The sequence below is a fragment of the Bacillus sp. MC1252 genome (assembly GCF_056838025.1).
Window position 1 is genome coordinate 3282911 of record NZ_CM166369.1, and the last position, 21801, is coordinate 3304711.

The window sequence follows — 21801 nt, forward strand, 5'->3', positions numbered from 1 at the left end:
GGAACACAATGAACAAATCAAAAAATCGTTGGCTCATTGCGACAAGTGCTGTGGGAATCCATTTATCTATTGGGTCTGTTTATGCATGGAGTGTTTTTACGAATCCTTTACATCAAACCTTTCAGTGGTCATTAACAGAAATAAGCCTCACCTTCAGCATTGCTATTTTATTTTTAGGTTTATCTGCTGCTTTCATGGGACATTTCGTTGAAAAGTATGGCCCAAGGGCATCGGGGCTCTTCTCAGCTATTTTCTTTGGCATTGGAATGACTGGGTCAGGGTTCGCTGTCCACATGTCTTCACTGCCTCTCCTCTATTTATTTTATGGTGTACTTGCTGGAATAGGATTAGGTGTAGGCTATATTGCACCTGTATCAACATTAGTCAAATGGTTTCCGGATCGAAGAGGACTTGCAACCGGTTTAGCCATTATGGGTTTTGGATTTGCTTCACTTATCTGCAGCCCAATTATTCAATTTCTCATTGAAAAAGTTGATATCGCAAATACCTTTTATATTCTTGGACTCTCCTATTTTACGATCATGGTGATCTCATCTCTTTATTTATCACCACCAACGCCAGATGACATCAAACAATTTGACGTGTTGAAAACAAGTCAAAGAAAATTCCCTCAAGATTTATCACAGCTCACAGCAAATGAAGCGATCAAAACACGGCGTTTTTATTATTTGTGGCTCATGCTCTTTATTAATATCACGTGCGGAATTGCCATTATTTCAGTAGCGTCGCCTCTTGCTCAAGAAAGTGTTGGATTCACTGCAGGCGCTGCAGCTACTCTTGTTGGTGTTTTAGGTGCTTTTAATGGGCTAGGACGAATTGGCTGGGCATCCTTCTCTGATTATATCGGAAGGCCAAATACGTATACGATTTTCTTTAGTATACAGCTCATCGCTTTTCCCTTACTTCCCTACTTAAAAGAACCACTTATCTTTTCAATCGTGATGGCGATCATTTATACGTGCTATGGAGGAGGGTTTGCCTCAATTCCAGCCTATATTGGAGATTTGTTTGGTACGAAACAACTTGGTGCAATACACGGTTATATTCTGACCGCTTGGGCCGCTGCTGGTTTAGCAGGACCTTTATTTTCATCCTTTATTCGAGATATAACAGGCAATTACACACAAAGTCTCATGGTGTTCTCTGGCTTATTTTTCATTGCTTTTATCCTATCTCTTCTCATTCGGAAGGATATTCAACAGCTTAGAGAATCAAACCTTACTGCTACTTCTTCTGTCACAGCCCGTCCTTAATTTGAATTTGACAGAATCACAATCTACAGGTAATTTTTAGATATGAAAACGCTTTACAAAGTAATAGGAGGGTGATGATATCATGGGGAAAACAAAACACAAGGGGCCTGTTAAACTCAACAAAAAACCCTCACCAAAGCTATGGGCCTCTTTTGCTCCTATGGGGCTTGGAAAAGTGAAACCTAAGCACATTCGGGATACGATGAAGGTGGCTTGGGAAAACAAAGATAACCTCCCTTACGCGTACCGTATTTTAACGCAGGGCGTTTGTGACGGCTGCGCCCTTGGTGTATCAGGTTTATACGATCAGACACTTGCAGGACCCCATATATGCACAACAAGGCTAAATGTTCTTCGCCTTAACACAATGCCAGCTATTGACCCAAAATGGTTCGAAGATATTCATCAGCTAAAAAAAATGGATAGTACCTCTCTGCGTAAGCTTGGGCGTATTCCTTATCCACTGATCCGAAAAAAAGGGCAAAATGCCTTTACACGTATTTCTTGGGATGATGCATTAGATCAAATCGCTGCTAAAATCAAATCAATTGACAAACGACAGCTCGCTTTCTACTTAACAGCCAGAGGAATTACAAATGAAGTTTATTATACCGCTGCGAAGGCTGCACGATTTATAGGAACAAATCATATCGATAATGCTTCCCGCATTTGCCATTCACCGAGCAAAACCGCTCTTAAACGTTCCCTTGGCATAGGTGCTTCTAGCTGTAATTACAGTGATTGGATCGGAACGGATGTATTGGTTTTTTGGGGATCAGTCGCAGCAAACAATCAGCCTGTTTCCACTAAATATATGTACGCTGCTAAAAAGAAAGGAACTAAAATTATTGTCATTAATCCGTATAAAGAGCCTGCGATGGAAAAGTACTGGGTTCCCTCTATTCCAGAAAGTGCTTTATTCGGAACAAAAATAGCTGATGATTTTTACCAAGTCAATATAGGCGGCGATATTGCGTTTATGAACGGCGTCATCAAACATTGGTTTGATATGGAGCAGCATGCTCCTCACTCCGCTCTTGACCATGAATTTATTCAAGCCCATACAACTGGCATAAAGGATTTAAAGCAACATGTCGAACAGTTGAAGTGGGAGGACCTAGAAGCATCGTCAGGCTTGTCAAAAGAAAGAATGAAGGAATTCGCAGTCCTCCTTGCCAATGCCAATTCTGGCGTTTTTATTTGGAGTATGGGTCTTACCCAGCATCGATTTGCAACAGATAATATATCGCAAGTCGCAAACCTTGCCATGTTACGTGGATTTATTGGCAGAAAACATTGTGGCGTCATGCCGATTCGCGGACATAGTGGTGTCCAGGGTTCAGGCGAAATGGGCGCCGATCCATTTGTTTTGCCAGGCAGTGATTTTGATGAAGAGAATATTGAAAGAATTGAGAAGATATGGGGATTTGACATTCCGAAATGGCATGGTGATACCATCGGTCAATCGTTTGAAAAGATGGCTCTCCCAAAAGAACACCCGCAAAAACTCAGCATGCTGTTTACTAGCGGTGGAAACTTTTTAGAAACGATGCCAAATCCAGAAGCGATCGAAAAAGCATTATCTGGGCTCGAACTCCGTGTCCATCAAGATATCATTTTGAATACCTCTACACTGGTAGAGGCAGAAGAGACGGTGATTGTTCTGCCTGCTATGACAAGGTATGAACAGCCAGGCGGCGGTACGTCAACCAGTACGGAACGCATGGTATATTTCAGTCCGGAAATTGAAGGACCTCGTATTGAAGAAGCCAGAGCAGAATGGGACATTTATATTGATCTTGCGAAAAGGGTCCGACCAGAGGATGCCGAGCTGATTCATTTTGAACATGCTGAAGACATTCGCCGCGAGATTGCCATCGCAAATCGAAACTATGATGGCATACAGCATTTGCGTCATAAAGGAGACGTTTTCCAATGGGGAGGCGCATGGCTTTGCGAAGATGGTGCATGTCCAACACCGGACGGCAAGGGACACCTTCTTCCTGCCCAGCTGCCTCAATACCGGAAAACTGAGGGGCATTTCAATATTACGACAAGACGAGGTAAACAATTTAACTCTATGATCTACAGTGAAAAGGATGCCTTTAATGGCGGAAAGCGTCATTCTATCTTGATGAATGAGGAAGATGCAAAAGAGCTTTACGTCCAAGAAGGTGATCCAGTTGTTCTTTTTAATCAATATGGGTCCTATCAAGGAGCTGCTCAATTGGGGGAATTGAAGCGGGGAAATATCGCTGTTTATTGGCCTGAAGGGAACGTTTTAATTCCTAAAGGTGTTTATGAGAGCTATTCACAGATTCCAGAATATAATACGACTGCGATATTAGAAAAAGCCGAAACCTTTCATGCAAGAAAAGATCAGCACTACGTGGAGAAACGAATTGATGAATTAGAAACGACTTTAAATTGATCTCCAACTAAAAAACAGCTGGGGAGTGTTTTCCCCAGCTGCCATTCACACCCTACTGACCAAAAGTGCTCGCTTCTTGTTGAAGAATCTGTTTCAATTCTTCTGCATTTGCTGCCGGTTGATATTGTCCACCACCAGCTTTTGCAACAGATTTTAGACTGTTTGCTTCTTTTTCATTCACATCGAAGCCAATGATATTGACGATTGTATCAATACCGTCTTCATGTAATTCCTTTGCTGATTGAGAAGGGCTTCCACCACACGTTTCTTCACCATCGCTGACAACATATACGATATTTTTCCCTTCAGCCTGGTGATCTTCAAAATCTTGTTTCGTATCAGTTAATGCTTTTGCTAGTGGTGTCCAGCCTGTTGGACCATACACATTCAGCGCTTGCTGAAATGTTGTTTGCTCATATGTTCCAAATCCATAAACGGCTTCAGAACTTGCACATGAAACGGCTTTTCCTGCATTTTTATTGGTCCCTTCATGACCAAATACACGAAGCAGGACTTGCGTATCTTCTGATAAAATACTTGCGAAGCTTTGAATAGAACGTTTTGCGATATCGATTTTCTTTTCTCCCTCAACCGATTGTGCCATGCTGCCGCTTAAATCGAGTAATATGACCACATGAGCAGGCTCCTGTTTTGTCACAGCATGAGCTGGTGAAGAAAGAAGCAAGACAAGACTAGCTAAAATGGTTAATACAATATTTTTTTTCATCAATGAAAACCTCCCTTTTTACATTTGTACAGAAAAAGAGAAACGAAAGCATAAATCAATCGTTTCCCTTTTGTTCAACAAGTTATTCGTGTAGTTTTAATGATTCTGCCGTAAAGATAGAACCCATTTCTTTACCAGTACTTGCTTGGTAGTAGTGACCTTTACCAGCTTTGGCTACTTGCTTTAATTGGCCTTCATAGCCATCGTTAAAGTCTAATCCGATGACATTGACAACAGTAGATCCTTTTGATTGATGCAATTCTTTTGCTACCTTCACAGGATCTCCGCCACAAGTTTCTTCACCATCAGTAATTAAATACACAATATGTTTTGTTCCCTCATGAAGCTGCTTATCCGTTTGCTTTGCACTTTCAAGGGCACGTGCAATCGGTGTCCAGCCGTTTGGTCCAAGTCCGTTTAAAGAGTTTTCAAAGCTTTGCTTTTCGTAAGGCTGTACGCCGTAAACTCCTCTAATGACTTCACATGATTGAGCTTTACCTGAATTTTTGTTGTTTCCTTCAGAGCCAAACAAGCTCATACGAATTTTAGCGTCTTTCGGAAGTGACTGGGCAAATTTAAATACCTCTTGTTTTGCGAGATCAAATTTGCGCTCTCCATCTACTTTTCTTGCCATGCTTCCACTTGCATCAAGTAAAATTGTGACTCTTACATCATTCTTATGTTTTTTGGCTGCTGTTGCTTCTGCAAACACTGGTGAAGAGATTGACATGGATAATGTCAATACAGCTAAGGCTACGAGTGTAAATACTTTTTTCAACATACTTTTCATTCCTCCTTATGTATTTAATTGAAACATCTTAATCGTAAATTATTCTTTCTTGGAATGGTATAGGACTCGATCCCTTTTTCTCTTTCATCGAAATCACTAAAATTCTGTCAGATGTCTAGATATTTTCACCTAACGCATCATTTATCCCTTCGTTTTCTCTGTCTTTCGAGGGACTTTGTATCGGCCATCGGTTCTTGTCAGGACATAAATGTTTAAGATTTCCTGACCTGCATCTTAAGTCGCAATTTGACACATTCTGTTCAAACCTCTTTGAACAAACAAAAAGATGCCCCGTTTCTAAGGCACCTTTTCTTTTATTTTTTAGCCATATACGTGTTGAGAAAACGATCAGCTGATTCAATTTGAATCCCTTTATAATAATGTTTCACAATGGCTTCTACTTTTTTGCCTGACTGCGCCATATAATGCGCACCATATTGGCTCATCCCTACACCATGGCCGTATCCTTTTGTCGTGATCACAATTTGCTGGCCCTTTCTTTCCCATGTAAAATCTGCAGAGTGAAGTCCCAGTGATTCTCGAATGTCTCTGCCTGTCAGTGTTTTACCGTTTATCACGGCTTTTGCTACTTGGTTTCCTGGTGTCCGCTCTACAATCTCTCCTACCTGAGTCTGCTGACTGAGGGTCACACCTAGTTTTTGCTGAAATTCACTAACCGTGATGGTCTTCGTGTTTTGAAATTTTGGTGATTTTTCGTCCCATTTACTTGAGACACTTTTCAAATAAGGGATTTCGTTTTTCCAATAGGCTTCTGCATTTTCAGTTTTCCCATTACTTGTAGAAAAGAAAGAAGCATCAATTGGTTTTTCGTCATAGGTCAGCACTTTCCCTTGTGTGCTGGCGACAGCTTCTGTGACCTTTTTTAATTTCCAGTTGTACGCTTTCCCCCAAATTTTCTTGAGTTCCTGCTTATTTTTGTAGACTTGGAACATTTGTGTGTCATCTACAAGAGAGCCCTTTGGTGATTTGACAGTCTTATCGATGATCATTTGTCTGACGATATACGTTCTAGCAGCGAGTGCCTGTGCCTTGAGCGCCTCCATTTCAAAATCAGCTGGCATTTCAGAAGCTACGACACCGATCACATACTCTTCTAGGGGAATGTTTTCTACCTGCTGATGAGTTGAACGATAGACGGGAATGGAGACGGGCGATTGCTTCAATTTGACTGAACCTTTCACTTCTTTTTTAACTGATGGTTCTGCTGCTACGTGTTGGCTAGCCGCGGGTTTCCCTTGGAATGTCGGCAACACGAGTAAGGTTGGAATCATTAAAATGATGATGCATATTCCTGCGATTGTCCATATCATTGGTTTCATATTTGGCTGCCCCCATTTGTCATTGAATCTCTTTTATCCTATGGGCAAGGACAAGCTAATATGACAGCTTCTTTCATTCATTGGACAAGACTTTCGATCATGCCAACATGCTCTTCACCAATTGATTTTACTGTTCGTCTTTATGAATAAAATTTAAAACGATTGGATACACTAATGATAAGCTTTTAAAAATGAAGCATTCTATGATTCTAAAAAAAAATCAGTATGCCCCAATGGACACACTGATTTCTTTATCATTACGCGTTCAGATCTGACACAACTTGTTCTTGTGTAACATCAGCTGATTCATCGTTTACTCTTTCAATATCTGCACCGATTGCTGCAAGTTTTTGGTGGAAGTTCACATATCCACGGTCAATATGCTTCAATTCCGTGACACGTGTATGACCTTCTGCCACTAATCCAGCAAGTACAAGTGCTGCTCCTGCTCTTAAGTCAGTCGCTGAAACTTCAGCACCTTGAAGTTGAACCGGCCCATTGATAATCACAGAGCGACCCTCAATTTTAATATCGCCATTCATGCGGCGGAATTCTTCAGCATGCATAAAACGGTTTTCAAACACAGTTTCTGTGATCATGCTTGTTCCGTTCGCACGAAGCAATAGCGCCATCATCTGAGACTGCATATCCGTTGGGAACCCAGGATGCGGCATTGTTTTTAGATCGATTGGCTTGAGCTCAGATGGTCCAATCACTCTTAAACCTTCTTCTTCTTCAATGATCTGAATACCCATTTCTTCCATTTTTGCAACAAGTGATGTCATGTGCTCTGGCACTGCGCCTTTTACAAGAACATTTCCTTCTGTAATGGCTGCTGCCACCATGAAAGTACCCGCTTCAATTCTGTCAGGGATGATGTTGTGTTTTGCACCGTGAAGTGTTTCCACACCTTCGATTTTGATTGTACCAGTACCAGCCCCGCGAACCTTACCGCCCATGGCATTGATGTAGTTTGCCAAATCAACAATTTCAGGTTCTTTTGCTACGTTTTCTAAAATCGTTGTTCCTTCAGCTAGTGCTGCTGCCATGATGATGTTTTCAGTTGCACCCACACTTGGGAAATCCAAATAGATTTTTGCACCTTTTAAACGGCCTTCTACTTCAGCCTCGATGAAACCATTGCCTACTTGAATTTTAGCTCCCATTGCTTCGAAGCCTTTTAAATGCTGATCAATTGGTCTTGAACCAATCGCACAGCCTCCAGGTAATGCGACTCTTGCATGACCTGTTCTTGCTAAAAGTGGTCCCATGACGAGCACAGATGCTCGCATTTTACGCACATACTCAAACGGAGCCTCAGTTTCTAGTGCATGAGATGCATCTACTGATACTTCGTTATTTTCAAAATGTACTTCTGCTCCTAAATGACGTAACACTTCATTGATTGTATATACATCGGAGAGCGTAGGTACATCACAAATTACGCTTTTTTCTGTACTTGCTAACAAAGATGCAGCGATAACTGGTAAAACGGCATTTTTTGCGCCTTCTACTTTAACTGTGCCGTTTAACTTTTGACCGCCGCGGACGATGATTTTTTCCAAGGTCTTCCCCTCCGCGTCCCAAATTCTCTATATTAATATTCAGTCGTTACGATTGGTGTGCCAACCGTAATCGTATGATTTTCGTTCATTTCCGAACTTCTGATGGCAATTTGAACATTCATTTTATCATTTGAAGTCATAATGAACTGTTCCCACTTATCTGTGTAAGCGGAAAGCGACACAAAATTAGACTCAACGAGATACTCAACTGGTTTTGCTTGAAATTCTTTTGCTAACATTTCAGCTTTTTTTTGCAAAACAACATCCATCATACCATTTACATGACCATCGAGACAAGTAAAAATCACAAATTTTTCTTGTAATATGCTTTTTGCATGACGTACGAACTGATCATATGTATGCTCCCAGGTATTCAGTGGGCGAGCACCTTTTTGCTCATATAATAAATACGACTTTTGGTTTGATTTTGTGTCGGTCTTCACGAGTAAAATTTTCGATAAGGTATCATTTTTTTCATCTTTGTACATTCCTGTGACTTTGGTGACATGTTTCTCTTTTTTTTCGGTCCACTCATACTGTCGTAGTTCGTCTTTCAAACGTTTCACTTTTTTTGAAAATTGTTCGGATGAAATGTCTACATTTTTTTTGGCATGAAGGGTCCAGCCATCGACTTCGATTTGCTGGTTTTTCAGACCTTCTGCTATTTGAGCGAGTGGGGAAGATTCTTCCGCACGAACACCTTGAATCATCAGAACAAAAAAAAGAATAAACGCAAATAATGGCCAGCCTTTCAAATAATTTCTCACTTGTCATTCCCCCTTGCTACCAGTGTTGCCGCAAGGGGTTAAATGCATACGTGGAAAAGTCAACAAAGGCCATGCTTTTGACACTTCTTTTTACGTTCCCGCAGAAGGCTTTAACCAAACCTTTTATGTTAGAACATATAAGGAATTTGTCTGGAGAAATTTAAATAATCAAGGAAGAAATTGCTGACCGCAGATGCGATAGCAATGGTGATGAGCATCATCAGCAATCTTGCCTGAATGATTTTCCCTTTTTTAATCAGTGGATCAATATTTACGGCAAGCAATGCCCACCACGTAATGGCAATAAAAAATAGGTGGATCACAATACTCACAATTGCTTGTTGTCCTACGTCTTCCATACAGCTGAATCCTCCTTTTATTTATTTCTGTAAAGGAAAACTCCCTTTCATTATATCCTCGAAAATCGGAAAGATGAATCATTTGGAAAAAAGAGCTACATTTAGTGTGAATCCCCTCTTATACTGTTGCCTAGGAGATGATATACTGCGTGTGGAAGGAGCTGATCAGTTTGAAAGATTCTTTTCCTGACTTTGTTGATTTGTACGGAGAATTGGTTCCCTCATTTGATCATGAATGGGAGGCCATTGCTTTCTACTTTGATTATAGACAGACACAGCTAGAAGAATTAGCACAATTGTGTCATTTTCATAACATTTCTTTGGATTACTCAGAGGAAAGCCTGTATCAGTTAGAATCTTTATACTTTGATGCGTTTACCCAGCAGCTTTTTGCTGAGTGGAAAATGCCCATTGATGCATTAGAAGCAATGATGAGTGTGTATATAGGAGAGGTTGTCCTCCGTCATCATTCAGATGCTGACTGGGTGGTGCGGCCTTATATGGACTCTCCGCATCAATATACGCTTGGTTTGCGCCGGCACAATAAAACGTGGCATAGTACGCAGTTTTGCGAGCACTTATATCTTGAAAAACAGGATTCTCACCCTTATGTGTCGATGTACCAATCCCTCATGTCATTCTAAAAAAAATCCTTCTTATCATTGTGATAAGAAGGATTTTCTGTTTTATTTCCCTGCTACATTTAAACGGTTTAACGCCCGTTTTAATGCGAGTTCCGCCCGGCGTACATCACTTTCATTCGGGTGGTTCAAATGCTCTTCAGCACGCTGTTTCGCTGATTTCGCACGATCTACATCAACTTTGTCTGATGTTTCAGCGGCCTGAGCAAGAATGGTTACTTTTTCAGGGCGAACTTCAACAAATCCGCCACTTACTGCAACCAATTCAGTTGATCCACTATGTTTTAAGCGAACTGCACCGATTTTTAGCGGAGCAACCATTGGAACGTGGCCAGCTAAAATACCAAGCTCACCGCTTTCTGCTCTGACACTGACCATTTCCACATCCGCTTCATACACTGGGCCGTCGGGAGTAACGATATTGACTTGAACGGTCTTCATGCTTTTACCCTCCTAAGGACCAGATTAGGCCTCTACACCCATCTCTTTGGCTTTTTCAACCACTTCTTCAATGCGTCCAACTAAGCGGAATGCATCTTCTGGAAGGTGATCGTATTTACCAGATAAGATTTCCTTGAAGCCTTTAACAGTTTCTTTCAATGGCACGTAAGAACCTTTTTGGCCAGTGAACTGTTCTGCTACGTGGAAGTTTTGAGATAGGAAGAATTGAACACGACGTGCTCTGTGTACCACAAGCTTATCGTCCTCAGATAATTCATCCATACCTAAAATGGCAATGATATCTTGTAGCTCTTTATAACGTTGCAATGTTTGCTGAACTTCACGCGCAATCGCATAATGCTCTTCGCCAACAATCTCAGGTGCAAGTGCACGAGATGTTGATGCAAGTGGATCAACCGCTGGGTAAATACCCATTTCTGTCAGCTTACGCTCAAGGTTCGTCGTTGCATCAAGGTGAGCGAACGTTGTGGCTGGAGCTGGATCCGTATAGTCATCCGCAGGTACATAGATCGCTTGAATCGATGTAACCGATCCTACGTTTGTAGACGTGATACGCTCTTGCAGCTGACCCATTTCTGTTGCAAGTGTCGGCTGATAACCTACCGCTGAAGGCATACGTCCAAGAAGGGCTGATACTTCAGAACCTGCTTGTGTAAAACGATAGATGTTATCGATGAAGAACAATACGTCTTGACCTTGTTCATCACGGAAATGCTCTGCCATTGTCAAACCAGTTAAGGCAACACGCATACGTGCACCTGGTGGCTCGTTCATTTGACCGAAGACCATCGCTGTTTTTTCGATAACGCCAGAATCTTTCATTTCGTAGTAAAGGTCGTTTCCTTCACGTGTACGCTCTCCAACACCAGCGAATACAGAAATACCGCCGTGTTCTTGTGCGATGTTGTTGATTAATTCTTGAATCAGAACGGTTTTACCTACACCGGCTCCACCGAATAGACCGATCTTTCCACCCTTGATATAAGGAGCTAGAAGGTCAACAACTTTGATACCTGTTTCAAGAATTTCAACTTCTGTAGAAAGTTGATCAAAAGAAGGCGCTTGTCTGTGGATTGGATCTCTCTGAGCTTCCACACCAAGTGGCTCATCTAAGTCAATGTTATCTCCCAGTACGTTGAATACACGTCCAAGTGTTACGTTACCAACTGGTACTGAAATTGGTGATCCAACGTCTACAGCTTCCATGCCGCGCTTAACACCGTCTGTTGATGCCATTGCGATGGTTCTCACTGTATCATCACCTAAATGTAGTGCTACTTCTAAAGTTAAGTCGATATCAACTTCACTTTCGCTTTCCGCTTTATGCGAAACTTTGATCGCATTATAAATCTCAGGCAAGTGACCGTCTTCAAAACGAACGTCTACGACTGGTCCCATGATCTGACTGATGCGTCCTGTTTTCATTGCATTCCCTCCTGACAATTATTTCTATTCTAAGGCAGCTGCTCCGCCGACAATTTCTGTAATCTCTTGTGTAATCGCTGCTTGACGAGCACGGTTATAAGAGAGTGTCAGGTTGTCGATCAATTCTTTCGCGTTGTCTGTTGCACTCTTCATTGCTGTCATTCTTGCAGCATGTTCACTGGCTTTGCTGTCAAGAAGCGCACCGAAAATCAAACTCTCTGCATATTGAGGAAGGAGAACTTCTAGAATTTCTTCTTCAGAAGGCTCAAACTCATAAGATGCGGAACGTTTATTTGGTGTCGCTGCGGCCGAAAGGTCCGTTAGCGGCAATAATTTTTTCTCTGTTACTTCTTGTGAAATGGCACTGACAAAATGGTTGTAGAACATGTAAAGTTCATCAAACGCTCCATCAGAGAACATTTGAACTGTACTGCTTGCTAATTCTTTAATATCAGCAAACGCTACTTCATCACCAAGCCCTGTTACTTCAGAAATAACTGGAATACCGCGCTTTTTGAAGAAGTCGCGTCCGATTTTACCAATGACAATCACCGCATATTCATCAGCGGATTGATGACGAGATTGAATGGTTTGGTAAGCGGCACGCAAAATCGAGCTGTTAAAAGGTCCTGCAAGCCCTCGATCAGATGTAATGACGAGATACCCTGTTTTTTTGACAGGTCTTGAAAGAAGCATTGGGTGCTTAGCACTTGTTCCAGTTGCTATTGCTGCAACGACTTCTTGGATTTTCTCCATGTAAGGAACAAAAGACTTCGCATTGTTTTCAGCACGATTCAGTTTCGCAGCTGATACCATTTGCATCGCTTTTGTGATCTGACTCGATTTTTTCGTTGACGTGATCCTTGACTTAATATCGCGTAATGAGGCCAAAGATTTCACCACCTTTTTTCAGGAATCCGTGTTCATTTACGTGAAAAGAGAGAAAAAGAGAATCTTTTTCTCTCGGAAAGATTACTAATTAGTTGCTTGGCGCAAACGTACGTTTAAAGCCTTCGATTGCTGTATTCCACTCTTCATCAGCAGGCATGTTTCCTGTTTGAGAGATTGTATCGAACAAGTCTTTATGGTTTTCTTCAATGTACATGAATAACTCAGCTTCAAAACGTTTGACATCAGCAATTGCCACATCGTCTAAGTATCCTTTTGTCAGTGCATAAAGAATCGCTACTTGTTTTTCAACTTTAAGCGGTTTGTTCAAGTCTTGTTTTAAGACTTCAACTGTTCTTGCACCACGGTTTAATTTCGCTTGAGTCGCTTGGTCTAGATCAGAACCAAACTGAGCGAATGCTTCAAGCTCACGATATGAAGCAAGGTCCAAACGAAGTGTACCTGCTACCTTTTTCATCGCTTTGATTTGTGCAGAACCACCTACACGGGATACAGACAATCCTGCGTTTACTGCTGGACGTACGCCTGAGAAGAAGAGATCAGATTGTAAGAAGATCTGTCCATCTGTGATCGAAATCACGTTTGTTGGGATATATGCAGAGATATCACCAGCCTGCGTTTCTACGAAAGGCAATGCTGTGATAGAACCGCCACCCTTTTCGTCACTAAGCTTCGCTGCACGTTCTAATAAACGAGAGTGAAGGTAGAAAACATCACCAGGGAATGCCTCACGACCTGGAGGACGACGAAGCAATAATGAAAGCTCACGGTAAGCTGCCGCTTGTTTAGAAAGGTCATCATATACAACAAGTACGTGCTTGCCGTTATACATGAATTCCTCCCCCATCGTTACACCTGCATATGGAGCAAGGTAAAGAAGTGGAGCTGGCTGTGATGCAGAAGCTGTCACAACGATTGTGTAATCAAGCGCACCATGCTTACGTAGTGTTTCAACAACGCCACGAACTGTTGATTCTTTTTGTCCGATCGCTACATAGATACAGATCATGTTTTGATCTTTTTGGTTTAGGATCGTATCAATTGCAACAGATGTTTTACCTGTTTGACGGTCACCAATGATCAATTCACGCTGTCCACGTCCGATTGGAATCAAGGCATCAATCGCTTTAATTCCTGTTTGAAGCGGCTCATGTACAGATTTACGATCCATAACGCCTGGTGCTTCACTTTCGATTGGACGTGTTTTGCTTGTTAAGATTGGACCTAGTCCATCAACAGGCTGACCAAGTGGGTTCACAATACGACCGATTAACTCTTCACCTACTGGAACCTCCATGATACGACCTGTACGTTTTACGTCATCACCTTCGCGGATATCTTTGTAAGGTCCTAAAATAACGATACCTACGTTAGACTCCTCAAGGTTTTGAGCCATACCCATTACACCGTTAGAGAACTCAACCAGTTCTCCTGCCATAATGTTGTCAAGGCCATGTACACGCGCGATACCGTCCCCTACTTGAATGACTGTACCGACATCTTTTACTTCGATTTCAGATTGATAGTTTTGGATTTGCTGCTTTATCAGCGCGCTAATCTCTTCAGCTTTGATACTCACTAAGGTTTCACCCCTTCTAACGATTTTCGCCTGCAAGCTGACGTTCAATGCGGGAAAGCTTTCCGCTGACACTGCCGTCATAAATGCGGTTTCCGATACGGATTTTCACTCCGCCTATTAGATCCTTGTCAATCACATTTTCAACACGCAGTGATGTGACTCCGGCTTTTTTGGCAAATACTTCAGATAATGATTGAATTTCAGCCCCGCTAAGCGGTTTAACTGAATACACGATCGCATCGTCTATTTGTTTCGTACGGTTTGCAAGTTTCACAAACTCAGACGTCATTTCAGGAAAAATATTCGTGCGTCCGCGGTCAATCAGTAAATACATTGTGTGCAATACATAAGTTGAAACACCTTTGAAAGCTTCTGCAATCAAATGTTTCTTTTTGTCTGCCGTAATCTTCGGATGAACAAGAAAGTCGTTCAGTTCTTGATCAGCCTTTAGCACTTTTTTGATCTCATTCAGCTCTTTTTCAGTTTCGTCTACTGCCGAAGAAGCAAGAACGATGTCAAAAAGAGCAGAAGCGTAACGCTTAGAGACAATAGTTACGCTCATCGGCTTTCGCCTGCCTCTTTAAGATACTCTTGGATCAATTTCTCTTGTGCTTGCTCATCAAGTTCTTTTTCAATCACTTTAGAAGCAATTAGCACAGATAGTGATGCAACCTGCTCACGCAGCGCAGCCACAGCTTGTTCTTTTTCTTTCACGATTTCAGTTCTAGCAGATTCTTTCAAGCGCTCTGACTCTTGACGTGCTGCTTGAATGATTTCTTCTTTTTGTTTCTCACCAAGCTTTTTCGCATTTTCGATGAGTGTATGTGATTCTTCACGTGCTTCTTTCAATAAAACACGTTGTTCTTCAAGAAGATTTTCAGCTTGAACATGCTTTTGTTCAGCACTTGAAATTTCATTTCCTATATAATCTTCACGCTGCTTCATAATACCTAATAAAGGTTTAAGCGCAAATTTCTTTAAAAGTGCAAGCAGGATGAGCATAGCGATCAGCTGGAATAACATATCCCCGGCGTTGAAACTTAAGCCTCCTGCTCCTAAAACCAATGGTAACTGAGACATTTAGTACGGCAACTCCCTTCTTCAAATAATATGTTAAGAAACAAAACATAAAGGAATGGCGAAGTTTCGAACTAATCTGATCTTCGCCATTAAAATTCATATTAGAACGCTTCTCACATATTAACCAAAGAATGCCAAGAATGCGATAACGACAGCGATAATTGGAAGTGCCTCAACTAAAGCGACCCCGATGAACATAAGTGTTCTTAGTTCTCTACCAGCTTCTGGCTGACGGGCGATTCCTTCAACTGTTTTAGATACGATTAGACCGTTACCAATACCTGCTCCTAGTGCTCCTAAACCGATTGCAATTGCTGCTGCTATTAAATTCATTAAAAAGCTCCTCCTTTAAAATAACGTCCTTTTTGGACTCTCAATTTTTTTAGTGTTCGTCGCTGACTTTATGGGATATGTACACCATTGTCAGCATGGTGAAGATAAATGCCTGGATTGTTCCGACAAACAAACTGAATGCCTGCCATACAATCATCGGCACGATGGCACCTAATGTACCAACGATACCAAGCGCAATGTTTTGCGTGTAGAAATTGGTCGCAAGTCCTGCAAGTAAACCAAGAAGAATCTCTCCAGCGAAAATATTTCCGTAAAGACGCAAACCAAGTGTTAGCGTGTTTGCAAATTCTTCAATAAGTTTCAATGGTACTAAAAGCGGAATTGGTCTAAAGTAGTCTTTCGTATATTCCTTGACTCCTTTTGCCTTGACACCGTAGTAATGTGTTAATCCCATGACCATAATCGCTAGTGTCATTGTGATTGCTGGGTCTGCTGTTGGTGATTTCCACCACAAGTTGTGATCGACCGTAATCGAGAATGGCAGTCCAAGCATGTTTGAAACAAATATGTACATGAGTAATGTAACGCCAAGCGCTAGAAATGGGGCTCCTGTTTTCATGTCCATCGAACTACCTATGATATTTCGAACAAAATCAACAATCCATTCCATGAAGTTCTGCGCCTTTGTCGGACGAATAGACAGAACACGAGTAGTCAGCACCGCTATGAGAAGAACGATGATACTAGCAATCGTAATCATGAGAACATTGGATAAGTTGAACGTTAACCCTAAAAATTCTGTAGTTTTTGAACTGTGACCCAAAGAGTATTCACCTCTCTTCCATAGTAGAACGTTTAAGTTGAATGAAGGAATCTATCATAATGACAGGATATATTGTCATTAATCCTATAACAACACCTGCCAGATGAACTTCATTAGGGTAACGCCAAGCAATCGCTACTGCGAGAATCGCGTTGGCCCACCTGGCTGTACTTCCCATTGAACGAATGGATTTTCCTTTTTTAACCGCCCGATCAAAAGCGTGCATTCTCCGTATAAGTAGGAATAAATTAAAGAAAGCAAAAATTGTGCCGATAATGAAACCGAGGAACAGTGGTTTAAAACCAAGCATGGCATAGCCAAACACAAAAATTGCCAATAGATACAACATGTATTTACTCTGTCTGCGGAAAATCGCGTTTGGATCGTTCATTCATCTGACTCCCGATGAAAAATATTGTAAAAAAGGTGATAAATGGTGATGAAAACTGCGTAGAAGACGCTGATGATAAGACGTCCTGTTCGAAAAAAATCAATCACCCATCGGTCTAATTACACAATCAGACTTGGAATCTTTAGATCTATGGGATGCTGCTTCATTCGCTGATACAAACCCTGATAATTAAAGGGTTCACAATGAGGATTAGTAGAGTGCTATAGGCTATGAAAACCTTACCATAATACCCTCGTTTAGCATACAATAGCGTCTATGATGTGTCAATCCGTTGAAAGTTAAAAAACTTTTCTATAATGATAGAGCACACAAAATGTTCACAATTTCATCAAACTTTAGGAGACACGTGACATTCATTGAAAAAAACAGCTAATGTTCAGTATACATTGATTTTTCTAAGAACGATATCAACCGTTTGTCATATTTTTCAAAAAACCCACATGCACGTTTGCATGTGGATTTCATTTGAACATTCTTATTTTGTTCCATACATACGGTCACCAGCATCACCAAGGCCTGGGATGATGTAACCTTTTTCGTTTAATTTCTCATCTAATGCTGCAATGTAGATATCCACATCTGGATGATGTTTTTGCATTTCTTCTACACCTTCAGGGGCAGCAATCAGACACATGAAGCGGATGTTTTTCGCACCGCGTTTTTTCAAGCTGTTTAACGCTTCGACTGCTGAGCCGCCAGTTGCAAGCATTGGGTCTACGACGATAAATTCACGCTCTTCCACATCAGATGGAAGCTTCACATAATATTCAACAGGCTTTAATGTTTTCGGATCACGGTATAAACCGACATGTCCCACTTTAGCAGCTGGAATGAGCTTCAAAATCCCGTCTACCATTCCAAGACCTGCTCTTAAAATTGGCACAACACCGAGTTTTTTCCCTGAGATCACGTTTGATTTAGCTACTTGTACAGGTGTTTCTACATCTACCTCTTCAAGCGGTAAGTCTCTTGTGATTTCGAATGCCATTAATGTGGCGACTTCATCCACTAGCTCTCTAAATTCTTTTGTTCCTGTATGAACGTCACGAATATATGTAAGTTTGTGCTGAATTAGCGGGTGATCAAATACATAAACCTTTGCCATTGCTTGCTACAACTCCTTCTCTGTCATCTTCCGGTGAACTTTGCACACTTCCTACAATTCTACATAAAAAGACATCATCTTTCAATATGATTCGCAAATCCTACAAAAAAAACCCACATGCCAAAAATAGGCAAATGGGTCTGCTTTTTAATAATCTAATTCATTATATAGAGGGAAGCGGGCAGTGAGATCAGACACACGCTTTTTCGCCTCTTCTAATTTCGCTTCATCTTCATGATGTTTCAGAGCAAGCGCAATAATGGAACCAACTTCTTTCATCGCTTCTTGATCGAACCCGCGGCTTGTCACTGCTGCTGTACCTACACGTACACCACTTGTGACAAATGGTTTCTCTGGATCATAAGGAATCGCATTTTTGTTCACTGTGATGCCGATTTCATCTAGAACATTTTCTGCAATTTTCCCTGTGATGCCAAGAGTACGCAAGTCGATGAGAACAAGATGGTTATCTGTTCCACCAGATACAAGCTGAATATCCTCAGATAAAAGTGTTTCAGCTAGTTGTTTTGCGTTATCAATCACGTTTTGTGCATATGTTTTGAAATCTCCGTTCAATACTTCACCGAAAGAAACAGCTTTTGCAGAGATGACATGCATCAGTGGTCCACCTTGAATACCAGGGAAGATCGATTTGTCGATCTTTTTACCAAACTCTTCACGGCATAAAATCATTCCGCCGCGAGGTCCGCGTAAGGTTTTGTGTGTCGTCGTTGTCACAAAATCTGCGTAAGGAACTGGATTTGGATGAAGACCTGCTGCAACAAGACCCGCAATGTGAGCCATGTCGACCATAAAGTAAGCCCCGACTTCATCAGCAATTTCACGGAACTTTTTGAAATCAATTTGACGCGGGTATGCACTTGCACCCGCAACGATTAGCTTCGGCTTATGCTCACGTGCTTTTTCAAGTACATCTTGATAGTCGATATGCTGTGTTTCTTTATCTACACCATATTCTACAAAGTTGTATTGTACCCCGCTAAAATTTACAGGGCTTCCGTGTGTTAAATGCCCACCATGTGATAAGTTCATGCCTAGCACTGTATCGCCATGCTCAAGAATTGTAAAGTATACGGCCATATTCGCTTGAGCACCTGAGTGAGGCTGTACGTTCACATACTCAGCGCCAAAAATTTCTTTTGCGCGATCACGTGCGATATCTTCTACAACGTCTACATGTTCACAGCCGCCATAGTAGCGTTTACCAGGGTAGCCCTCAGCATATTTGTTTGTTAAAACTGAGCCCTGTGCTTCCATGACTGCTTCGCTTACGAAGTTTTCTGATGCAATTAATTCGATTTTGTCCTGCTGGCGTTTCCGCTCTAGTTGAATTGCTTTGAATACTTGTGCGTCTTGCTCAGGTAAATGTTTCATCAGCGAAATCCTCTCCAATCTATTTCCATTCGATGTTTTCACCATCTCATTGTACACGGTTTTTGAGTAAAATGTAAAAGTTTTTTTTGGAAAACGGACTTCTTTTTTATGAAAAACCGAATATTAAAGGGGTGAAGCGTCTTCATCATTCAACATTATATTAGAAATATAATCGAGCTATGATCTTGTATAAACTGCTCGTTCTCCGCCAATCAGCTTCGGACGTGTTTTCGCAAACGTCACGTGCGCTTGTCCTAATTGATGTCGACTAAGACGGACAGGAACGGCTACTCGCTTTAAGTGCATTCCAATCAATGTATCGCCGATATCAATTCCTGCATGCGCCGTAATGGATTCAACTAACACAGGGTGTTCCATTTGCTGATACGCATGAGCTGCCATAGAACCCCCCGCCTTACGAACAGGTACTGCGGCCACAATTTCTAGGTTCAGCCGGAAAGCCACTTCTTCTTCAACGACGAGGGCACGATTGAGATGCTCGCAGCACTGGAAGGCCAGCTCAATACCAGTCTCTCTTCTTAGCTGGTCCAGCTCTTGATAGATGGCCTCCGCAATTTGCTCGCTTCCTGCTGTACCAATATGTTCGCCAGCCACTTCCGACGTACTGCAGCCAATCACTAAAATTTGGCCAGCACGCAGTTCGACTGCTTGATGAAACTCTTTTAACATTTCAAGCCAATCTTGACCAATGTTCATGTTAAGCGCTCCTTATAGGTGCTTTTCTTCGTAATCAGCGATTTTACCAATCCGCGTAGCATGACGTCCTGCCATAAATTCTGTCGTCAGCCAAATGTGTGCGATCTCACGTGCTAGTCCCGGTCCAATGACACGTTCTCCCATCGCAAGAACATTTGTATCATTATGTTCTCTCGTTGCTTTCGCACTAAATGTATCATGTGCCAGCGCACAGCGAATGCCTTTCACTTTGTTTGCTGAGATGCTCATGCCGATGCCTGTCCCGCAAATTAAAATACCACGATCGACTTCTCCGTTTGCCACCATATTGGCTACAGGAAAAGCATAATCTGGGTAGTCTACAGATCCTGATCCACATTCACAACCCATATCAATGTATTCAATCTTCAATTCATCCATCAGTTGCTTGATTTCTTCACGAATATTCGTTCCGCCGTGATCGGATGCAATGGCTACTTTCATCGGGCTATTCCTCCTAAGGGTGAGTTGATCTGTCATGTCTTACATTCATTCTTTATTCACAGTTATATTTTAACCTCTGCCTAGTCATTTGCAAACAAAAGCAGAAAAACCGTTTTCGCAACGGTTTTACAGGTTGTCCATTTATGAGGATGTTCTATCCTTTTTCAGTTTTTCAGCCAGCTGATAAAGCAATGCTTCTAGTTCATCACGTGTTTCCTGATAAACAGCAAGACTTCCTCCAAATGGATCGGATACATCGCCTTCTGTCCCTGTCGCAAATTCCTTTAATGTGAAAACCTTCTCTTTTGCATGTGCATATTGCTCCACAATCAACTGTTTATGCTGAATCGTCATGGTGAAAACGTAATCAGCTTCGTGAAGAAGATCCTCTGTCAGCAATGACGATGAGTGATTGAGTGGAATGCTTTTCTCAAATAATGCTTCGACCGCTTGCGGAGAAGCCTTCCCCTCATTCGAGGCAAAGATGCCCGCTGATTTTACAGTGGCCTGCAAACCTTTTTCATCCGCAATTGAAGCAAAAAGGGCTTGAGCCATCGGACTTCTGCATGTATTTCCAGTACAAACAAATAAGATATTCATCATTCGCCCTCCTTTTCTTCTATTATATAGGATTTCATTCTACATGTTATGTAAGGAGACTGGCTATAGCGGGAATAATAATTTGATTCCAAAGGCTAGTAAAATGATGCCGCCAAGCGCCCCGCTATATGAACCAATCCATGAACGGACCTGTTTACCGAGTAATAATCCGAGCCACGTAAGCATCATACTAAAAAAACCAAACAATAAAATGGTCACCCACACCCGAGAACCGTAAATTCCCAGGCTTAAGCCAACGGAGAAACTGTCTAAGCTCACACTTGTCGCAAAAAGAACGAGACCAGTACCAACAGGCGCGATAAATGGTTTATCCTCTTTTCGGATAGACGCAATGATCATTTGCAGCCCCAGCACCAAAAGCAGCGCCCCTCCGATATAGGTTGCAAGGAGACCGAGCCAACCAGATAAAAGCTGACCTGTCAGCATGCCAAAAAGCGGCATAAACATATGAAATATCCCAATGACAAGTCCAATATAAATGATCTGGCGGAACCTCAGCTGAATCATCCCCATCCCAAGTCCAACCGAAAAGGCATCCATCCCAAGCGCAAAAGCCATGATACTGAGTGTCAGCAATTCGCCAGCTAGTTCGTTCATGTAAATCCCCCTTGGACACGCATTCT

The 21801-nt window shown here is 41.8% G+C and carries 24 protein-coding genes; 3 read left to right on the top strand and 21 right to left on the bottom strand.

All coding sequences use genetic code 11. From position 1 onward, the window contains the following. Positions 1–8 precede the first annotated feature (8 nt). Positions 9–1274 (top strand): L-lactate MFS transporter, encoded by a 1266-nt coding sequence (locus ACYH0L_RS16935; protein WP_230030623.1) that lies wholly within the window; start codon positions 9–11, stop codon positions 1272–1274. An 82-nt stretch (positions 1275–1356) separates the two neighbouring features. Then, positions 1357–3705 (top strand): FdhF/YdeP family oxidoreductase, encoded by a 2349-nt coding sequence (locus ACYH0L_RS16940; protein WP_482354175.1) that lies wholly within the window; start codon positions 1357–1359, stop codon positions 3703–3705. A 52-nt stretch (positions 3706–3757) separates the two neighbouring features. On the opposite strand, the gene ACYH0L_RS16945 is transcribed toward ACYH0L_RS16940, so the two are convergent. The 6 genes from ACYH0L_RS16945 to ACYH0L_RS16970 form a co-directional block, all read right to left on the bottom strand. After that, on the bottom strand, positions 3758–4432 hold the full coding sequence (locus ACYH0L_RS16945) for a VWA domain-containing protein (RefSeq protein ID WP_099726493.1): 675 nt from the start codon (positions 4430–4432) through the stop codon (positions 3758–3760). An 82-nt stretch (positions 4433–4514) separates the two neighbouring features. Beyond that, positions 4515–5213 carry a VWA domain-containing protein gene (locus ACYH0L_RS16950; protein WP_099726494.1) on the bottom strand — a complete coding sequence of 233 codons (699 nt, stop codon included), beginning with the start codon at positions 5211–5213 and terminating at the stop codon, positions 4515–4517. Between the two features lie 323 nt (positions 5214–5536). Beyond that, on the bottom strand, positions 5537–6562 hold the full coding sequence (spoIID, locus tag ACYH0L_RS16955) for a stage II sporulation protein D (RefSeq protein ID WP_230030620.1): 1026 nt from the start codon (positions 6560–6562) through the stop codon (positions 5537–5539). A gap of 257 nt (positions 6563–6819) precedes the next feature. Next, a complete protein-coding gene (gene murA / locus ACYH0L_RS16960; protein WP_099726496.1) occupies positions 6820–8127 on the bottom strand; it encodes a UDP-N-acetylglucosamine 1-carboxyvinyltransferase in 1308 nt (435 codons plus the stop codon). A 32-nt stretch (positions 8128–8159) separates the two neighbouring features. Then, positions 8160–8894, bottom strand: coding sequence for a YwmB family TATA-box binding protein (locus ACYH0L_RS16965; RefSeq protein ID WP_230030618.1), 735 nt, complete (start codon positions 8892–8894; stop codon positions 8160–8162). Positions 8895–9022: 128 nt separating this feature from the next. Further along, a complete protein-coding gene (locus ACYH0L_RS16970; protein ID WP_025208130.1) occupies positions 9023–9253 on the bottom strand; it encodes a DUF1146 family protein in 231 nt (76 codons plus the stop codon). A gap of 137 nt (positions 9254–9390) precedes the next feature. Here ACYH0L_RS16970 and ACYH0L_RS16975 point away from each other — a divergent pair, with 137 nt between their 5' ends. Then, positions 9391–9897, top strand: coding sequence for a hypothetical protein (locus ACYH0L_RS16975; protein WP_370461108.1), 507 nt, complete (start codon positions 9391–9393; stop codon positions 9895–9897). 42 nt (positions 9898–9939) lie between these two features. On the opposite strand, the gene ACYH0L_RS16980 is transcribed toward ACYH0L_RS16975, so the two are convergent. The 15 genes from ACYH0L_RS16980 to ACYH0L_RS17050 all read right to left on the bottom strand — a co-directional run bounded on the left by ACYH0L_RS16980 (position 9940) and on the right by ACYH0L_RS17050 (position 21775). Beyond that, on the bottom strand, positions 9940–10335 hold the full coding sequence (locus ACYH0L_RS16980; RefSeq protein ID WP_008343393.1) for a F0F1 ATP synthase subunit epsilon: 396 nt from the start codon (positions 10333–10335) through the stop codon (positions 9940–9942). Positions 10336–10359: 24 nt separating this feature from the next. Next, entirely contained in the window at positions 10360–11781 is a 1422-nt protein-coding gene (gene atpD / locus ACYH0L_RS16985; protein ID WP_099726498.1) for a F0F1 ATP synthase subunit beta, read from the bottom strand. Between the two features lie 24 nt (positions 11782–11805). Then, a complete protein-coding gene (locus tag ACYH0L_RS16990) occupies positions 11806–12672 on the bottom strand; it encodes a F0F1 ATP synthase subunit gamma (protein ID WP_099726499.1) in 867 nt (288 codons plus the stop codon). Between the two features lie 88 nt (positions 12673–12760). Beyond that, on the bottom strand, positions 12761–14269 hold the full coding sequence (gene atpA, locus ACYH0L_RS16995) for a F0F1 ATP synthase subunit alpha (RefSeq protein WP_099726500.1): 1509 nt from the start codon (positions 14267–14269) through the stop codon (positions 12761–12763). 16 nt (positions 14270–14285) lie between these two features. After that, entirely contained in the window at positions 14286–14831 is a 546-nt protein-coding gene (locus ACYH0L_RS17000; RefSeq protein ID WP_099726501.1) for a F0F1 ATP synthase subunit delta, read from the bottom strand. Continuing rightward, complete coding sequence (atpF, locus tag ACYH0L_RS17005; protein ID WP_367307916.1) at positions 14828–15349, bottom strand: F0F1 ATP synthase subunit B; 522 nt, start codon at positions 15347–15349, stop codon at positions 14828–14830. Before atpF ends, ACYH0L_RS17000 begins: the two co-directional genes overlap by 4 nt. Before the next feature lie 120 nt (positions 15350–15469). After that, the gene (atpE, locus tag ACYH0L_RS17010; RefSeq protein ID WP_003214968.1) at positions 15470–15682 is read right to left on the bottom strand and encodes a F0F1 ATP synthase subunit C; all 213 of its coding nucleotides are present in this window, start codon (positions 15680–15682) and stop codon (positions 15470–15472) included. 49 nt (positions 15683–15731) lie between these two features. Next, complete coding sequence (gene atpB, locus ACYH0L_RS17015; RefSeq protein ID WP_003215198.1) at positions 15732–16466, bottom strand: F0F1 ATP synthase subunit A; 735 nt, start codon at positions 16464–16466, stop codon at positions 15732–15734. Between the two features lie 7 nt (positions 16467–16473). Then, positions 16474–16857, bottom strand: coding sequence for an ATP synthase subunit I (locus ACYH0L_RS17020; RefSeq protein ID WP_482354176.1), 384 nt, complete (start codon positions 16855–16857; stop codon positions 16474–16476). 496 nt (positions 16858–17353) lie between these two features. Next, entirely contained in the window at positions 17354–17983 is a 630-nt protein-coding gene (upp, locus tag ACYH0L_RS17025) for a uracil phosphoribosyltransferase (RefSeq protein ID WP_003214553.1), read from the bottom strand. Between the two features lie 147 nt (positions 17984–18130). After that, the gene (glyA, locus tag ACYH0L_RS17030; protein WP_105927222.1) at positions 18131–19378 is read right to left on the bottom strand and encodes a serine hydroxymethyltransferase; all 1248 of its coding nucleotides are present in this window, start codon (positions 19376–19378) and stop codon (positions 18131–18133) included. 177 nt (positions 19379–19555) lie between these two features. After that, the gene (locus ACYH0L_RS17035; protein ID WP_034318309.1) at positions 19556–20095 is read right to left on the bottom strand and encodes a TIGR01440 family protein; all 540 of its coding nucleotides are present in this window, start codon (positions 20093–20095) and stop codon (positions 19556–19558) included. A 12-nt stretch (positions 20096–20107) separates the two neighbouring features. Next, positions 20108–20557 carry a ribose 5-phosphate isomerase B gene (gene rpiB / locus ACYH0L_RS17040; protein ID WP_099726505.1) on the bottom strand — a complete coding sequence of 150 codons (450 nt, stop codon included), beginning with the start codon at positions 20555–20557 and terminating at the stop codon, positions 20108–20110. A 141-nt stretch (positions 20558–20698) separates the two neighbouring features. After that, entirely contained in the window at positions 20699–21157 is a 459-nt protein-coding gene (locus ACYH0L_RS17045) for a low molecular weight protein arginine phosphatase (protein ID WP_099726506.1), read from the bottom strand. 63 nt (positions 21158–21220) lie between these two features. Further along, positions 21221–21775 carry a manganese efflux pump MntP gene (locus ACYH0L_RS17050; RefSeq protein ID WP_482354177.1) on the bottom strand — a complete coding sequence of 185 codons (555 nt, stop codon included), beginning with the start codon at positions 21773–21775 and terminating at the stop codon, positions 21221–21223. Positions 21776–21801: the final 26 nt, after the last annotated feature.

Excerpts from the sequence above, each read along its gene's own strand:
- ACYH0L_RS16980 (WP_008343393.1), bottom strand. The coding sequence starts at position 10,335 with ATGAAGACCGTTCAAGTCAATATCGTTACTCCCGACGGCCCAGTGTAT.
- spoIID (WP_230030620.1), bottom strand. The coding sequence starts at position 6,562 with ATGAAACCAATGATATGGACAATCGCAGGAATATGCATCATCATTTTA.
- upp (WP_003214553.1), bottom strand. The coding sequence starts at position 17,983 with ATGGCAAAGGTTTATGTATTTGATCACCCGCTAATTCAGCACAAACTT.
- ACYH0L_RS16975 (WP_370461108.1), top strand. The coding sequence starts at position 9,391 with ATGATATACTGCGTGTGGAAGGAGCTGATCAGTTTGAAAGATTCTTTT.
- atpF (WP_367307916.1), bottom strand. The coding sequence starts at position 15,349 with ATGTCTCAGTTACCATTGGTTTTAGGAGCAGGAGGCTTAAGTTTCAAC.
- ACYH0L_RS17000 (WP_099726501.1), bottom strand. The coding sequence starts at position 14,831 with ATGAGCGTAACTATTGTCTCTAAGCGTTACGCTTCTGCTCTTTTTGAC.
- ACYH0L_RS17035 (WP_034318309.1), bottom strand. The coding sequence starts at position 20,095 with ATGAACATTGGTCAAGATTGGCTTGAAATGTTAAAAGAGTTTCATCAA.
- ACYH0L_RS17045 (WP_099726506.1), bottom strand. The coding sequence starts at position 21,157 with ATGAATATCTTATTTGTTTGTACTGGAAATACATGCAGAAGTCCGATG.
- ACYH0L_RS17050 (WP_482354177.1), bottom strand. The coding sequence starts at position 21,775 with ATGAACGAACTAGCTGGCGAATTGCTGACACTCAGTATCATGGCTTTT.
- glyA (WP_105927222.1), bottom strand. The coding sequence starts at position 19,378 with ATGAAACATTTACCTGAGCAAGACGCACAAGTATTCAAAGCAATTCAA.
- ACYH0L_RS17020 (WP_482354176.1), bottom strand. The coding sequence starts at position 16,857 with ATGAACGATCCAAACGCGATTTTCCGCAGACAGAGTAAATACATGTTG.
- atpD (WP_099726498.1), bottom strand. The coding sequence starts at position 11,781 with ATGAAAACAGGACGCATCAGTCAGATCATGGGACCAGTCGTAGACGTT.
- ACYH0L_RS16935 (WP_230030623.1), top strand. The coding sequence starts at position 9 with ATGAACAAATCAAAAAATCGTTGGCTCATTGCGACAAGTGCTGTGGGA.
- ACYH0L_RS16970 (WP_025208130.1), bottom strand. The coding sequence starts at position 9,253 with ATGGAAGACGTAGGACAACAAGCAATTGTGAGTATTGTGATCCACCTA.
- ACYH0L_RS16945 (WP_099726493.1), bottom strand. The coding sequence starts at position 4,432 with ATGAAAAAAAATATTGTATTAACCATTTTAGCTAGTCTTGTCTTGCTT.
- rpiB (WP_099726505.1), bottom strand. The coding sequence starts at position 20,557 with ATGAAAGTAGCCATTGCATCCGATCACGGCGGAACGAATATTCGTGAA.
- ACYH0L_RS16950 (WP_099726494.1), bottom strand. The coding sequence starts at position 5,213 with ATGTTGAAAAAAGTATTTACACTCGTAGCCTTAGCTGTATTGACATTA.
- atpE (WP_003214968.1), bottom strand. The coding sequence starts at position 15,682 with ATGAATTTAATAGCAGCAGCAATTGCAATCGGTTTAGGAGCACTAGGA.
- ACYH0L_RS16940 (WP_482354175.1), top strand. The coding sequence starts at position 1,357 with ATGGGGAAAACAAAACACAAGGGGCCTGTTAAACTCAACAAAAAACCC.